The sequence below is a fragment of the Kribbella flavida DSM 17836 genome (genome assembly GCF_000024345.1).
GTDB lineage: Bacteria > Actinomycetota > Actinomycetes > Propionibacteriales > Kribbellaceae > Kribbella > Kribbella flavida.
On sequence record NC_013729.1, the window covers coordinates 979544 to 994345 of the forward strand.

Sequence of the window (14802 nt, forward strand, 5' to 3'; positions counted from 1 at the left end):
GGCTGGGTGGGGCGGTCCGACAGGGAGTCGGGGGATACAACCCGGGCTTGGGCTGTGGTTCGCGGCCACATGTGGGCGGGAGCCCGGCGATGCGTGCGAGCGCCGGCGATGCGCGCGAGCGGTAGCGAGCGGAGGCGGCCGCTTGGGGGCGAAGTACTAGCCGATCGCCTTCGCGGCCGCCCGCCCCGCAGTACGCCCGGAGAACAGACAACCCCCGAGGAAAGTGCCCTCGAGAGACCGGTACCCGTGCAGTCCACCACCACCGAAGCCGGCCACCTCGCCGGCCGCGTAGACGCCCGGCAGCGGAGTGCCGTCGGTGCGCAGGACGCGGGAGTCGAGGTCGGTCTGCAGGCCGCCGAGGGACTTGCGGGTGAGGATGTTCAGCCGCACCGCGATCAGCGGCCCGGCCTTGGGGTCGAGGATGCGGTGCGGGGTGGCGACCCGGATGAGCTTGTCGCCGCGGTAGTTGCGGGCCCCGCGCAGTGCGGTGATCTGCAGGTCTTTGGTGAAGGTGTTGTCCAGCTCGCGGTCGCGGGCGACGATCTGGCGTTCGAGGTCGGCCAGGTCGATCAGGTTCTCGCCGGTCAGCTCGTTCATGCCGCGGACCAGGTCGGCCAGGTTGTCCCGGACCACGAAGTCGGCGCCCTTCTCCATGAAGGCCCGGACCGGTACGGTCGCGCCGCCGCGGGCCCGGCCGAGCACGCCGCGGATGTCCTTGCCGGTCAGGTCCGGGTTCTGCTCCTGGCCGGAGAGCGCGAACTCCTTCTCGATGATCTTCTGGGTCAGCACGAACCAGCTGTAGTCGTGCCCGGTGGTCATGATGTGCTCGAGCGTGCCGAGGGTGTCGAAGCCGGGGAACAGCGGCACCGGCAGCCGCTTGCCGGTGGCGTCGAACCACAGCGACGACGGCCCGGGCAGGATCCGAATGCCGTGCTGCGGCCAGATCGGGTCCCAGTTGTGAATGCCTTCGACGTAGTGCCACATCCGGTCGCGGTTCACGCACCGGCCGCCGGCCGCCTCGGTGATCGCCAGCATCCGGCCGTCGACGTGCGCCGGTACGCCGCTGATCAGGTTCTTCGGCGGTTTCCCCATCCGGGCCGGCCACTGGGACCGGACCAGGTCGTGGTTGCCGCCGATGCCGCCGGAGGTGACGATCACGGCCTGTGCCGTGAGCGCGAAGTCCTGCACCTCGACCCGAGAGCTGGCCACCGCGCGGGCCGACTCGCTCGGCTCCAGCACCTTCCCGGCGACCCCGTCGACGACGCCACCGGTGACGGTCAGCTCGTCCACCCGGTGCCGGAACCGGAACTCCACCAGCCCTTTCGCCGCCGCCTCACGGACGCGCCGCTCGAACGGCGCCACCAGACCAGGCCCGGTGCCCCAGGTGATGTGGAACCGCGGCACCGAGTTGCCGTGGCCGTCGGCGTTGTAGCCGCCGCGCTCGGCCCAGCCGACCACCGGGAACCAGCGAACCCCCTGGGCGTGCAGCCAGGGCCGCTTCTCCCCGGCCGCGAAGTCGACGTACGCCTCGGCCCACTGCCGGGCCCAGCGGTCCTCGTCGTCGAGCCGGTCGAATCCGGCCGAGCCGAGCCAGTCCTGCAGGGCCAGGTCGTGGGAGTCCTTGATTCCCATCCGGCGCTGCTCGGGAGAGTCGACGAACAGCAGGCCACCGAAGGACCAGTGCGCCTGCCCGCCGAGCGAGGCCTCCGGCTCCTGGTCGAGCAGCAGCACCTTGCGGCCCGCGTCGGCCAGCTCGGCGGTCGCCGCCAACCCGGCCAGCCCCGCTCCCACGACGATCACATCTGCGTCCATCGGCCCATCCCCTCACATCGGTCGTCCATGGATACCAGACAACGCGATCGATGGACCGCAGCTGCGCACTCTTGCAAGAATCAATCGGGTGACGACCCTCTCCGCGCAGGCCCTGCACCTACCCGCCGCCTCCCTCGGTCCGGAGAACCCGCTGCCGCCGCTGGCCGGCGACCGAGACCTGCACCGGGTCGAGAACCTCGACTCCCTGCCGCCCGACCTCGCCGAGAACATCCGGTACGGCGGTCTGCGCAGCGTGCTGCCCTGTCTCGACCAGGACGGCTACGACCGCAACCTCCAGGAGCAGGCGATCCCGTGCCTGGTCCTGGAGAACGAGCACCTGCGCGCCACCGTGCTGCCGGGGCTCGGAGGCCGGCTCTACTCGCTCGTGCACAAGGCCAACGATCAGGAGCTGCTCTACCGCAACCCGGTGATCCAGCCGGCCAACCTCGCGCTGCGCAACGCCTGGTTCGCCGGCGGCGTCGAGTGGAACCTCGGCAGCACCGGCCACTGGACCGGCACCTGCTCCCCGTTGCACGCAGCCCGCGTCGACGGCCCGGACGGTACGCCGGTACTACGCCTCTGGGAGTGGGAGCGCACCCGCAACCTCGTCGTCCAGCTCGACTTCTGGCTCCCGGCCGACTCCGGCCTGCTGTACGTCGGTGTCCGCATCCAGAACCCGTCGCCCGACGTGGTCCCGGCGTACTGGTGGTCCAACATCGCCGTCGAACAGACACCCGGGACCCGGGTGCTGGTCCCGGCGGACCAGACGTGGCGCTACGGCTACGGCAACAACCTCGACCTGGTCGGCGTACCGGAGTACGAGGGCATCGACCTCAGCTATCCGCTGCGGCACCGCCGGGCGGTCGACTTCTTCTTCGAGCCGTTGCCCGGCCAGCGGCCCTGGATCGCGGCGCTCGATGCTGAAGGCAACGGACTTGTGCAGGCGTCGACGGACCGGCTGCGCGGCCGCAAGCTGTTCGTCTGGGGCGAAGGCCGCGGGGGCCGGCGCTGGCAGGAGTGGTTGTCACCAGGACTCGACGGCCCGGGGTACTGCGAGATCCAGGCAGGTCTGGCCCGCACCCAGCTGGAACACTTGAAGTTGCCTGCAGCTACTAACTGGACCTGGCTGGAGGCGTACGGCCGGCTGTCGATGGAGCCGACCGTCGTCCATGGAGACTGGGCGGAGGCACGGTCCGCGGTGGACGGCGTACTGGCCGGCCGGCTCAGTGACCTGGAGAATCGCGAGCAGGCTTGGCTGGCGATCGCTGACGCCGAGCCGGTCGATCAGCTGGCGACAGGATCAGGCTGGGGCGCGCTGGAACTGCGCCGTACCGGCTGGAACGTCTCAGCCGGTACGCCGTTCGCCGAGTCGACGCTGACCGAGCGCGAGCGCGCCTGGTTGCCCCTGCTGGAAGGCCGCCTGCCCGCCGATCACTCGGCGCCCGATGGGACGCTGATCGGCTGGAAGGACTTGCTGGAAGCAGCCGAGGACAACTGGCTCACCTGGTACCACCGTGGAGTTGCTCGGTGGGTCGAGGGCGACCAGGACGGCGCTGTCGACGCCTGGCGGAAGTCCGGCGACAACCCGTGGGCGCTGCGGAACCTGGCCTTGGCGACGAGCGACCTCACGGCGTACGAGCGAGCGGCCGAACTGCACCCGGACCTGGTGCCGTTGCTCGTCGAGGCGGTGACGGCCGCGCTGGAGGTGAACGTGGTCCGGGCCGGCGCGATCCTCGACCGAGTTCCGGCCGAGCTGGCCGACGACCAGCGGATCAGCCTCGTCCGAGTGCGGTACCTGCTCGCGGCCGGCGATCCCGCGGGCGCCGAGCGGTTGCTGGACGAAGGGGTCGAACCGGCCGGCGTACGGGAAGGGGCGAACCCGCTCGCGGAGTACTGGCGGCAGGCCCAGCAGCAGCTCGGAACGAACCGTCCGGTGCCGGCCCGCTACGACTTCGGCATGTTCGGCGACGACTGACTGGTCGCAGTTGCGCGATCACCGAGCGCAAGTTTGTCAGGACTTGGAACCGGGACTCTCCTGGTGGCGTCTCACCGTTGTGCGGCGAGGGCCGCCGCAGGAAGTGACGACAACGGCGACCGCGCTACCGCGGGCGGCGCGTCGGGGGTGAGTGCCATGATGACAATCGTTGTTCTGGGTTGTTTCGGCTTGGTGCTGCTGGTCTCGGCATGCATCGTGGCAGAGGTGTTCGCGGGCGCCCGCAGGCGTCGCGGACTCGGCGAGGAGAAGACCGCCGGCCGGGTGGTCAAGGTCCGCGGACCCGTTCGCGGCCAGGGTGAGGACGGCGCTCCGACGGAATACGTCGAGGTCGTCGTCGAGTACTACACGCGGCACGGCGAGGGTCCGTTCGTGGCGACCCGCCGGCTGCCGATGGCAAGCCGCACCCTGTACGCGGCCGAGGACCGGGTGATCGTCAGCTACGACGTCCGGTCGCCGCGCCGGGGCCGGGTCGAGGGCCGGGTCAGTCACTGGCCCCAGCTGGGACCGAGACGGTCGCCGGTCCCGCAACCGTAGGTCTTTCGTCCAGGCCTCGAGGCCTGGACCTCAGGGCAGGTAGGGCTCCAGGAGCCGGTGCAGGGTCGGGCGGCCCTGCGCGAGCACGATCTCCGCGTCCTCCGCGGGCAGCCGCTCGGCCAGGTGGGACAGCGCCTCGCCCATGGTGATGGTCAGGGTGACCGTGAGCCGGAACTCGTGGCTGTCCGCGGCGCCGAAGCGCTGGGTCAGCAGCTCGGCGAACTCGCCGGCGTGCTGGTCGTCGAACTCGCCGGGCGTCGCCTCCAGCTGCGGATCGCCGAGCCCGCTCAGCACGACGGCCCGGAACCCGGGATCGGTCCGGTGCATCTCCCGGAACGTGTCCAGGGTGACGTCGACCGCCTCGCGCCAGTCGGCGACCACGGCCAGCCGCTCCCGGACCGCCTCGGTGTAGCGGTGCTGGTTGCGTCGCTCGATCGCCTGGATCAGCGTGCGCTTGTCCGGGAAGTACCGGTAGACGCTGCCGACCGCGATCTCGGCGCGCTTGGCGATCGTGCTCGTGGAGGCGGCGTCGTAGCCGCGCTCGACCACCTCGGCGCAGGCCGCGTCGAGAATGCGTTCGACCTGACGGCTGGCCCGGTCCTGGGTCGGCATCCGCCGCAACGGGTACGCGCCCGGATCCTCACCAGCGCTAGTGGAGACCATGGGGTCATTGTGCCCCGGGTCGGGGACAACGTTGCCATCCCACGGCGTTCAGTTCGATGACAGCTTGCCGACAGCTTTGCGGACCTCCGGCGGGACAGAATCGGGCGGCAGACACCGCCCGAATCGACGGAGGGGAACTCCAGCATGCGGATCAGCAGCAAACTCACCGCGGGCCTCGCGTCCGCGGCGGTCGCCGCCGCGGGACTGGCCGGCGCGGCCGTCGGCACCCGCCCGGCCGGCACCGACGGCGTGGCGGCGCCGTCGCAGGCCCAGCCGCAGTCCCAGGCGGCCGGCGCGGACGCCTCGGCGAAGCGGCAGCAGACCCGCTCCGCGCTGCGCCTGAACCAGATTCAGACCATCGGCGCCCACAACGCCTACCACCGTGAGCTGAGCGCGGTCGAGAAGCAGGCCCAGCAGGCGCAGGACCCGAACGCCGGCAACCTCTGGTACTCGCACGCCTCGATCCCGCAGCAGTTGCAGGACCAGAACATCCGTGCCCTGGAGCTCGACCTGTTTCCGGACCCGGCCGGCGGCCTCTACACCTACCCGCTGATCCGGAAACTGACCGGTCAAGGTCCGCTCACCGACCCGGCGCTGGCCCAGCCCGGGATCAAGGTGATGCACATCGCCGACTTCGACTACAACACCACCTGCCGGACGTTCGTGCTGTGCCTGCAGCAGGTCAAGACCTGGTCGGACCAGCACCCGAACCACGCGCCGGTCACGATCCAGCTCGAGCTCAAGCAGTCCGATCCCCGGATCGTCGCCGCCGGCGGCGTCCAGGCGCCGCCGTGGAACGCCGAGAACCTGGCCGGTGTCGACGCCGAGATCCGTTCGGTGTTCGACGAGGACCAGCTGCTGTCGCCGGACGACGTGCGCAAGCCCGGCCTGACCCTGGAGCAGTCCGTGCTGACCAAGGGCTGGCCGACGCTCGCCCGGGCCCGCGGCAAGGTGATGTTCTTCTTCGACAACGGCGGCGAGGGCGCGATCCGCGACCTGTACCGGGCCGAGCGGCCGAACCTCGAGGGCCGGGCGGTCTTCACCCGCGGTCCGGAGGGCCAGCCGGACGCCGCGGTGACGATGGTGAACGACCCGCGCGGCGCCAACCAGGCCGAGATCCAGCGGCTGGTCCGCAAGGGCTACCTGGTCCGGACCCGGTCCGACGAGCCGATGGCGACCGTGCTGACGAACGAGGTCAGCCGGGTCGGCATCGCGCTGGGCAGCGGCGCCCAGTGGGTGACCACCGACTTCCCGGTCGCCGGGATGGCCGCGCGGTACGACCGCGACTTCGTCGCCAAGCTGCCGGGCGACACCGCAGTACGCTGCAACCCGGTGTCCGCTCCGGCCTGGTGCAGGGGCAACGTCTCGGAGAGGTGAGGTCATGTCGGAGCACGTCGTGGATGTCAGCTGGAGCCGTGGTGAGCACGAGTTCACCTACCAGACCTACAGCCGCGACCACGAGTGGCGCTTCGACGGCGGCGTGACCGTGCCGGCATCCGCCAACCCGGCGTACCTGGGCAGCCCGGGGCCGGTGGATCCCGAGGAGGCGTTCGTGGCGGCGCTCTCGTCGTGCCACATGCTCACCTTCCTCTCGATCGCGGCGAAGAAGCGGCTGGTGGTCGACGCGTACGACGACCACGCGGTCGGGCTGCTGGCGAAGAACGAGCAGGGCAAGCCGGCGATCACCCAGGTGACGCTGCACCCGAAGATCGCGTTCGCCGGCTCCGGACCGGACGCGGAGACGCTGGCGAAGATGCACCACCTCGCCCACGAGCAGTGCTTCATCGCGAACTCGGTGACCACGCAGGTCACCGTCGCGGGGATCTGACCCCGGACAGCAGAAAACCACCCGTCCGACCGCCCTGAGCCTCGCGCAAGCGGCGTCAGGACAGTCGGCGGGTGGTTCTCGCGTGCCCCGCGGTGGCGGGGCACTCGACGGAGCCGGCGGCGCCTCGCATGGGCGCCTCTGCGGTGTGCGACCTCCGTGCGGTCTACCTCGGTGGGGAAGACCGTCCGGGTGCGCCACCGGCTCCGTCCGTCCGGTACGCGCCGTTACTGCTCTGCGGCGGCGTCGCTCCGGTCGTCCGGGGTGGGGGTGGGCTCGTCCTCGCCGCGCAAGCTGACCTGCTCGGTGGCGATGGTGGCCATCAGTCGGTGGATCGTCATGCTGGTGAGACGCACCGGGTGCCCGGCTATGACGGAGATCTCGCAGAACTTTTCGGTGTGACCTGGAGCACTTTCCGCCGGCTACTTCTCGTCCAGCCCGTCCGGCCGCAGGGGTACCAGCTGCCGGGCCTCGTCGTACGTCGTACCGGTCAGCTCGAGCAGGTCGACGACGGTGGAGCGGATCTGGCCGAGCACCACCACCCCGGACAGCGAGGCCGGGATCGGCATCACCGCGGTCCGGCGGCCCAGCTCGCCGAGCACCCGGTGGGCGGCGACGTCGGCGTGCGGCTCGAACAGCGACTCCGCGATCAGCCGGGTGCCGTCCGCGAGGCGCTCCAGCAGCATCGGGTACTCGGCCGGCATCTTCTCGTCCCGCCAGACCGAGACCGCGCACCGACGGACCAGCACCCGGATGTTGCGGATCGCCCGGTCCAGCGGCACCACCAGGTCGGCGATCTCCTGGACCCGGCCACGGTGCCGGCGCCGGAACGGCGACAGCCGGACCACCGCGACCCCCTCGTCGGCGGCGCTGCGCAGGTCGTCCAGCAGCGACTCGCTGGCCCGGGCCCGGCGCAGCGCGTCGGTGACGGCGTCCTCGTCGCCGGTGCGCAGGCCGTCGGCGGTCTCCACCAGGATCGCGGCCAGCTCGTTCAGCACCGCGGAGGCCTGTTGCCGGGGGCGACGGATCGCGGCGGCCGGGGCGATGGTGGCGGCCGCCAGCGCGACCACGCCGCCGAGCGCGGCGTCCAGCCAGCGGCTGAACCCGGCGCCCGGGTCGGGCAGCAGGGTGGTGACGATCGCGGCCTGCACGCCGGCCTGGGTGGTCATCAGGGTGCCGGCGCCGAGCAGCACCGCGAGGCTCATCGCCAGCGCGATCACGAAGACGATCTGGACCACGCCGGTGCCGAAGAACGTGACGAACAGGTCGCCGACGCCGACGCCGACGGCCACCCCGACCATCACCTCGGCCACCCGGCGCAGCCGCTGGCCGAAGCTGAACCCGAGACAGACCATCGCCGCGACCGGCGCGAAGAACGGCTGCGGGTGGCCGACGGCGTACCGGGCCAGCGCCCAGGCGACCCCGGCCGCCAGCGCGCACTGGACGATGAAGAAGATCCGGTCCCGCCAGCGGTCCACCCGGCGGCGCACCGAGGCCCGGGACCGGCGGGCAGCCTGCGGCGCGATGTCGTCGCGCAGCTCGCGCAACTGCTCCAGCGTCAGCCTGACCGGGTCCACCACCCCATCATCACCTCTGCCGTACGCCGGGACGCCGCGGCCCGGGTGGTGTCGCCGGCCGGCTTGCTTCGGGCCGGGCGGCCAGTCAGGGTGGGGCCATGACCGAGAACAACCGTGAGGACTACGGCAGCTACAGCGTCGACGACGAGGACCAGTTGCAGCCGCAGGACACTCTCAACGACCGCGGTGTCGACGACCTGCTGGACGAGGGCTACTCGCCGCCCGAGAAGTGGTCGGCCGGCGAGGGCTTCGGCACCACCGCGGACGAGGCGCTGCAGGGCGAGACGCTGGACCAGCGGCTGTCCCAGGAGGAGCCCGACGTCGACCCGTACGCCGAGGAAGGCGAGAACGTCGGTGGCCCGGAGGTCGGCGGCGTGCGCTCCGGCCGGCTGGTCGCACCGGACGAGGGCGCCCACGAGGACGAGGAGAAGGACCTGATCGCCTCCGACGTCGGCTTCGACGGCGCCGCGGCGAGCGCGGAGGAGGCCGCCGTGCACGTGGTGGACGACGACGAGCCGTTCACGCTCGACGACGAGGACGAGACCGACCTGCAGGACGTCCGCGACGTCGACCTCGGCGACGTGGGTGACCCGGAGAACTGATCAGCCCCGCGGGGTGACGACGACCTCGCAGCCGCGGGACGGGACCAGGGTCACGTTCCGCGGCTGCGCTGTTTCCGGCTCCGGGCGGACCGGGTGCACGTCGTACCGGCTGAGCGTGGCGCGGAGGATCTCGGTCGCCTCCAGCAGCGAGAAACCGGCGCCGATGCACCGACGGGCACCACCGCCGAACGGGATCCAGGTCCCGGCCGCGGGCGGGTCCTCGGACAGGAACCGGTCCGGGCGGAACTCGCCGGCCGCCGGGTAGTGCTCGCCGTCGGCGTGCACCAGCCCCAGCGCGGCCATGATCGTGGTGCCGCGCGGCAACCGGTAGCCGGCCAGGTCGACGGTCTCGGTCAGCCGGCGACCGACCTGGTAGACCACCGGGTGCAGCCGCAGCGACTCCTTGGTGATCGCCTCCAGCCGTTCGTCGTCGCCGGAGTCAGCCGCCCGTTGTGCCGCGGCCAGCTCGTCGGGGCGCCGGGCCAGCTCGTGGAACGCCCAGGCCAGCCCGGTCGCGGTCGTTTCGTGCCCGGCCAGGAGCAGGGTGACCAGCTGGTCGCGCAGCTCCACGTCCGACCAGCTGCCCGCGGCCAGCAGCCGGCTCAGCACGTCGTTGCGGCCGGCAACGTCATCGCGGCGGCGGGCGATCTCGTCGTACAGGATCTCGTCGACCCGGCGCTGGGTCTCCAGGTAGGTGCGCCACGGCGGCAACCGCAGCAGCTGCGGGTAGAAGCCGCCGAGCATGATGATCGGCCGGACCGCGACGATCCGGTCGACCAGCGGCCGCAGTTCTGCCAGCCGGGCCGAGTCGGTCACCCCGAACACCACCTGCAGGATCACCTCGAGGGTGAGGTCGCGCATCCGGTCGTGCAGCCGGAACGGTTGGCCGACCGGCCAGGACTCCACCTCGGCGCGGGCCAGGTCGGCGATCATGCCGGCGTACCCGCGCAGTGCGTTGCCGAGAAAGGCCGGCATCAGCTGGCGGCGCGTCCGGGCGTGGTCCTCGTCGTCGATCAGCAGCAGCGAGTGGTCGCCCATGATCGGCTTGAGCACCTGGTTGCCCTCGCCGGCGTGCATCACCGTCGGCGGCGTGGTGAACACGTCCCGGATGTCCTCGGGCCGGCTCAGCACCACCACCACGCGGCTCGACGGGACCAGCCGGATGGTGAAGACGTCGCCGTACCGGGCGCGCATCCGGGGAAAGAAGGTCTTGCGGTGCCCGGCGAAGAGCACGGTCTGCACCAGCGTCGGCCACTTCGGCCCCGGCGGCAGCGTGCGCGCGGTCTGCCGATCGAGCGTGCGAGCACCGAGCAAGGGCGTCGGCTCGGCCATGCCACCTCCCGAAATCGGGCTCTGGACCGACAACGCTACGACAGCCCGGTGAACGCCGGGCGGCCCAGCACACCTCGGCCGAGCGAACTCTCGTGGGTTAACCCCCCGAACGCAGGGTTGGCCCCCCAGAATCTGGGAGGCCAACCATGCATCTGACGGGTTAACCCACGAGAGCCGTGGGACGGCCGTGCGGCCCCGGCGATCGGCGGGAGACGGCGTGCTGGGTCAGGCGCGGGTGAAGCGCAGGGTGAGGATCTGGAACGGGCGGAGCTCGAAGGACACACCGCCGTCGACCAGCTCGCGGTCGGCCAGGTGCCGCTCGAGCAGGTCGACCTCGGTCACCGCACCGGCCGCGAAGCCCGGCCGGACGGTCGCCCGGGACCGGCCGCCGCTGGACTCGTAGAGCCGGACGACGACGTCGCCGGACTGGTCGTCGGCCAGCTTGACCGCCTCGACGATCACGTTGCCGTTGCTCACCTCGACCAGCGGCGCGACGCCCTCGGCGCCGGTGACGACGCGCTCCGGCAGGTTGATCCGGTAGCCCTCCTCGATCGCCTCCGGGATCCCGGCGCCGACCACCAGCGCGTGGTGCACGGTGTGCACGCCCTGGTCGGTCTGCGGGTCGGGGAACCGCGGCGCCCGGATCAGCGAGGTGCGGATCGTGGTGGTGGTGCCGCCGTCCTCGCGCGCGGTCCGGTTGATGTCGTGGCCGTACGTCGAGTCGTTGACCATGGCAACGCCGTACCCGTGCTCGGCGACGTGCACCCAGCGGTGCGCCGCGATCTCGAACTTCGCCGCGTCCCACGAGGTGTTCTGGTGGGTCGGCCGGAAGATGTGCCCGAACTGGGTCTCCGAGGCGGACCGGTCGGCGTGCACGTCGACCGGGTACGCCGCCTTGAGGAACTTCTCCGACTCGTGCCAGTCGACGCAGGTTTCGATGTCGACCCGCTTGGTGCCCGGCCGGACCCGCAGCGTCTGCACGATGCTGGACCGGTTGAAGGACCGCTTGACCACCACCGTGGCCACACCGTCCTCGGTGCCGAAGTCGACGGTGTCCACCTCGGTGATGTCGCGGACGTTGTTCTTGTAGAACGAGTCGACGTCCCAGGCGTCCCACTGGTTCGGGGTGTCCACGTGCAGCTGCAGCAGGTTGGCCGCGGTGCCCGGGGCGATCACCTCGCGCTCGGCGGTCACGTCGTACAGGGAGATGATCAGGCCGCGGTCGTCGACGGTGACCCGGATCAGGCCGTTGTCGAGCACGTTGCCGTCGACGGTGGCCGCCTGGCCCTCGCCGGTGGCGATGCCGGCGCCGAGGGCCGGGACGCCGCCGCGGGCGTGCGGTGCGGCGTTGAAGACGATCTGCGCCGAGCCCTCGCCGGCCAGCGCCTGCTGGGCCTTGGCGATGATCGCGTTCAGCTCCTCGGCCAGCGCGGCGTACGTCGCCTCGGCCTCGCGGTGCACCCAGGCGATCGAGCTGCCCGGGAGGATGTCGTGGAACTGGTTCAGCAGCACCGACTTCCAGATCCGGTCCAGGTCCTCGTACGGGTAGCTGTCCAGCTTGCCCGCCACCACGGCCGCCGCGGACCACAGCTCGGCCTCCCGCAGCAGGTGCTCGCTGCGCCGGTTGCCCTGCTTGGTCTTGGCCTGCGAGGTGTACGTCGCCCGGTGGATCTCCAGGTAGAGCTCGCCCGACCAGACCGGGGCGTTCGGGTACTCCTCCTCGGCGGCGGTGAAGAACTCGGTCGGCGACTCGATCGTCACCCGCGGCGAGGACTCCAGGTTCGCCACCCGGCGCGCGGTCGCGACGAACTCGCGGGTCGGGCCGCCACCGCCGTCGCCGTAGCCGAACGGGACCAGCGACCGGGTCGCGGCGCCGTTCTCGGCGAAGTTGCGCTGGGCGTGCGCGAGCTCCCGGCCGGACAGGTCGGAGTTGTAGGTGTCGATCGGCGGGAAGTGGGTGAACACCCGCGTGCCGTCGAGACCCTCCCACTGGAAGGTGTGGTGCGGGAAGCGGTTCTCCTTGTTCCAGGAGATCTTCTGGGTCAGGAACCACTTCGAGCCGGACAGCTTGACCAGCTGCGGCAGCGCGGCGGTGTAGCCGAACGAGTCCGGCAGCCAGACCTCCTGGGTGTCGATGCCGTACTCGTCCAGGAAGAACCGCTTGCCGTGCACGAACTGACGGGCCAGCGCCTCGCCGCCGGGCAGGTTGGTGTCGGACTCGACCCACATGCCGCCCACCGGCACGATGGTGCCGTCGGCAACCGCCTTCTTCAGCCGCTCCCACACCTCGGGGTAGTTGTCCTTCACCCAGGCGTGCTGCTGGGCCTGTGAGAACGCGAAGACGAGCTCCGGGTACTCCTCGGCCAGCGTGGCGACGTTGGACACCGTGCGGGCCACCTTGCGGCGGGTCTCGCGCAGCGGCCAGAGCCAGGCCGAGTCGATGTGTGCATGCCCGACCGCGGACAGCTGGTGGGCGCTGGCGTGCGCCGGCCGGCTCAGTACGTCGGTGAGCTGGGCGCGGGCCTCGACGGCGGTGCCGGCAACGTCCTCGTAGTCCAGCACGTCCAGGGCCCGGCTCAGCGCGCGGAGAATCTCCCGGCGGCGCGGCTCCTGCGGGGTCAGCTCCTTCTGCAGGCCGTCCAGTGCCTCGAGGTCGAGGATGAGGTTCCACACCTCGGCGTTGAAGATCGCCAGGTCGGCGCGGGTGAGCTGGTAGATCGGCTTGCCGCCCGGCTCCGGCTTGTCGCCGAGGTCGTCGATCGGCGCGAACGCGTTCCAGCCGAGCACCTCGGGGTTGGCCGCGGCCTCGACGAAGAAGCTGATCTCGTCACCGGGCGCGGCCGGCGTACCGTCCGGGCCGAGGATGGACAGCGGCGCGTAGGTCTGCCGCGGGTGCAGGCCCTTCAGCGGTACGCCCGAGGTGGTGTGCACCAGGCCCTCCGCGGAGAAGCCCGGGCCACCGCTGAAGCCGAGGTCGATGACGGCCTCGATCTCCGCGCCGGCCCACTCGGCCGGCACCTGGCCGCTGAACTTGAACCACGCGGTGCCCCAGGCCGGGCCCCACGGCAGGCCGATCTCGGCCGGCTCGTACTGCGCGGCGATCGCCTCGGCGGCGGGCACCGGCTCGCCCGGGGCGTGCCACACCTCGACGGTCAGCGGGACGGAGGCGCCGTAGACCGCGGGGCGGATCCGCTCCCGCAGGGCGCGCTTGAGCCGCTCCTCGATCAGTTGTCGGTCGTCGTGCACGAAATCATCCTCCGCTGACAGGGTTCGCGGCCATCCCGGCCGACTGTGTTGACAACGCTGTCACAGATCACCCGGGCGCGTCCAGACGCCAGCTGTCCGCGCCCGGGTGACAGCACGCCGTACAGGCCTGTGACGGGACCGCCATGGCGCGTGCTCCCGGCGCCCTCTAAGTTGTCCCCATGGATCGCCCCCGCCTGCTGACCCGTCGCCACGCGCTGGGACTGGGGGCCGCGGCCGCCGCGTCCCTGAGCCTGCCGGGCTGCTCCCGCGGCCGCTCCGACGAACCGGCTCCGGCTGGTCCGGCCAAGTTCGCGACCGGCAACGAGGGCGGGGTCTACGCGATCTACGGCGCCGGTCTGGCCAAGCTGGTCAGCGAGGTGACCGGGGTGGCGATGACGCCGATCCTGACCGAGGGCTCGGTGGCGAACCTGCGCATGCTGTCCGCCGGCACCGCCGACATCGGCTTCAGCCTGTCCGACTCCGCGCTGGACGCCTGGGAGGGGACGCCGGGCACGCAGTTCGCGACCGGGTCGCTGCGGTCCCGCTTCACCGCGCTGGCCCGGACGTACGACAACTACGTGCACGTGGTGGTGCCGACCGGGTCCGACGTGACGAGGTTTGAGGACCTCAACGGCAAGGTGGTCAGCATCGGGCCGCAGAACTCCGGCACCCGGGTGGTGGCGCAGCGGATCCTGAACACCGCCGGAGTCAAGGTGATCCCGCGGTTCTTCGACCTGGAGACGGCCGTGCAGGCGCTGCAGGACAAGGTGCGCAATCCGAGAGCGGGCATCGACGCGCTGATCTGGAGCGGCGGTCTGCCGACCAAGCCGATCCTGGGGCTGCAGTCGACCACGGGGTTCCGGCTGGTCGACATCGGCAGCACCGCGCAGGCGATCGCGAGCAAGCGCTTCGGTGGGTACGTGCTGTCGTCGATCCCGCCGTCGGTCTACCAGCTCTCCGCGTCGGTGCCGACGCTCGCGGTCCCCAACTACCTGCTGGCCCGCCGCGGGCTGTCCGACTCGTGGGCGTGGTGGACGCTGAACACGATGTTCCGCCGGCAGACCGACCTGATGGCCGTGCACCCCGAAGCAGGCTCCCTCGACGCCCGCTCCGCCATCGCCACCATGCCCATCCCTCTGCACCCCGCCGCCGAGCGCTGGTACAAGAACAACCACATCTGATCCGCTCGGGCTCAGCCAGCAGGCCACCCACCCC

11 protein-coding genes are annotated in these 14802 nt (G+C 71.4%); 6 read left to right on the forward strand and 5 right to left on the reverse strand.

The annotated features are described in order from the left end of the window. Window positions 1–156 precede the first annotated feature (156 nt). A complete protein-coding gene (locus KFLA_RS04520) occupies window positions 157–1812 on the reverse strand; it encodes an FAD-binding dehydrogenase (protein ID WP_012918579.1) in 1656 nt (551 codons plus the stop codon). Between the two features lie 88 nt (window positions 1813–1900). Between KFLA_RS04520 and KFLA_RS04525 the strand changes: the two genes are divergently transcribed. Both KFLA_RS04525 and KFLA_RS04530 read left to right on the forward strand, forming a co-directional pair. Next, the gene (locus KFLA_RS04525) at window positions 1901–3787 is read left to right on the forward strand and encodes a DUF5107 domain-containing protein (protein WP_012918580.1); all 1887 of its coding nucleotides are present in this window, start codon (window positions 1901–1903) and stop codon (window positions 3785–3787) included. A gap of 156 nt (window positions 3788–3943) precedes the next feature. After that, window positions 3944–4342, forward strand: a complete 399-nt coding sequence (locus tag KFLA_RS04530; protein ID WP_237706729.1) for a hypothetical protein — start codon at window positions 3944–3946, stop codon at window positions 4340–4342. A gap of 30 nt (window positions 4343–4372) precedes the next feature. Here the strand turns inward: KFLA_RS04530 and KFLA_RS04535 are convergent, their stop codons facing one another. Continuing rightward, complete coding sequence (locus KFLA_RS04535) at window positions 4373–5005, reverse strand: TetR/AcrR family transcriptional regulator (RefSeq protein ID WP_012918582.1); 633 nt, start codon at window positions 5003–5005, stop codon at window positions 4373–4375. Window positions 5006–5149: 144 nt separating this feature from the next. Between KFLA_RS04535 and KFLA_RS04540 the strand changes: the two genes are divergently transcribed. Next, complete coding sequence (locus tag KFLA_RS04540) at window positions 5150–6382, forward strand: phosphatidylinositol-specific phospholipase C1-like protein (RefSeq protein ID WP_012918583.1); 1233 nt, start codon at window positions 5150–5152, stop codon at window positions 6380–6382. A 4-nt stretch (window positions 6383–6386) separates the two neighbouring features. Beyond that, a complete protein-coding gene (locus tag KFLA_RS04545; protein ID WP_012918584.1) occupies window positions 6387–6833 on the forward strand; it encodes an OsmC family protein in 447 nt (148 codons plus the stop codon). Window positions 6834–7252: 419 nt separating this feature from the next. Here KFLA_RS04545 and KFLA_RS04550 read toward each other — a convergent pair whose 3' ends face one another. Next, window positions 7253–8407: an FUSC family protein gene (locus tag KFLA_RS04550; RefSeq protein WP_063822766.1), complete on the reverse strand. Its 1155-nt coding sequence runs from the start codon at window positions 8405–8407 to the stop codon at window positions 7253–7255. Window positions 8408–8505: 98 nt separating this feature from the next. Here KFLA_RS04550 and KFLA_RS04555 point away from each other — a divergent pair, with 98 nt between their 5' ends. Next, window positions 8506–9009 carry a DUF5709 domain-containing protein gene (locus KFLA_RS04555; protein WP_012918587.1) on the forward strand — a complete coding sequence of 168 codons (504 nt, stop codon included), beginning with the start codon at window positions 8506–8508 and terminating at the stop codon, window positions 9007–9009. Here the strand turns inward: KFLA_RS04555 and KFLA_RS04560 are convergent, their stop codons facing one another. Beyond that, on the reverse strand, window positions 9010–10341 hold the full coding sequence (locus KFLA_RS04560; protein WP_012918588.1) for a cytochrome P450: 1332 nt from the start codon (window positions 10339–10341) through the stop codon (window positions 9010–9012). Window positions 10342–10566: 225 nt separating this feature from the next. Further along, window positions 10567–13587, reverse strand: a complete 3021-nt coding sequence (locus KFLA_RS04565; protein WP_012918589.1) for an alpha-mannosidase — start codon at window positions 13585–13587, stop codon at window positions 10567–10569. A 179-nt stretch (window positions 13588–13766) separates the two neighbouring features. Here KFLA_RS04565 and KFLA_RS04570 point away from each other — a divergent pair, with 179 nt between their 5' ends. Beyond that, window positions 13767–14768, forward strand: coding sequence for a TAXI family TRAP transporter solute-binding subunit (locus KFLA_RS04570; protein ID WP_012918590.1), 1002 nt, complete (start codon window positions 13767–13769; stop codon window positions 14766–14768). Window positions 14769–14802: the final 34 nt, after the last annotated feature.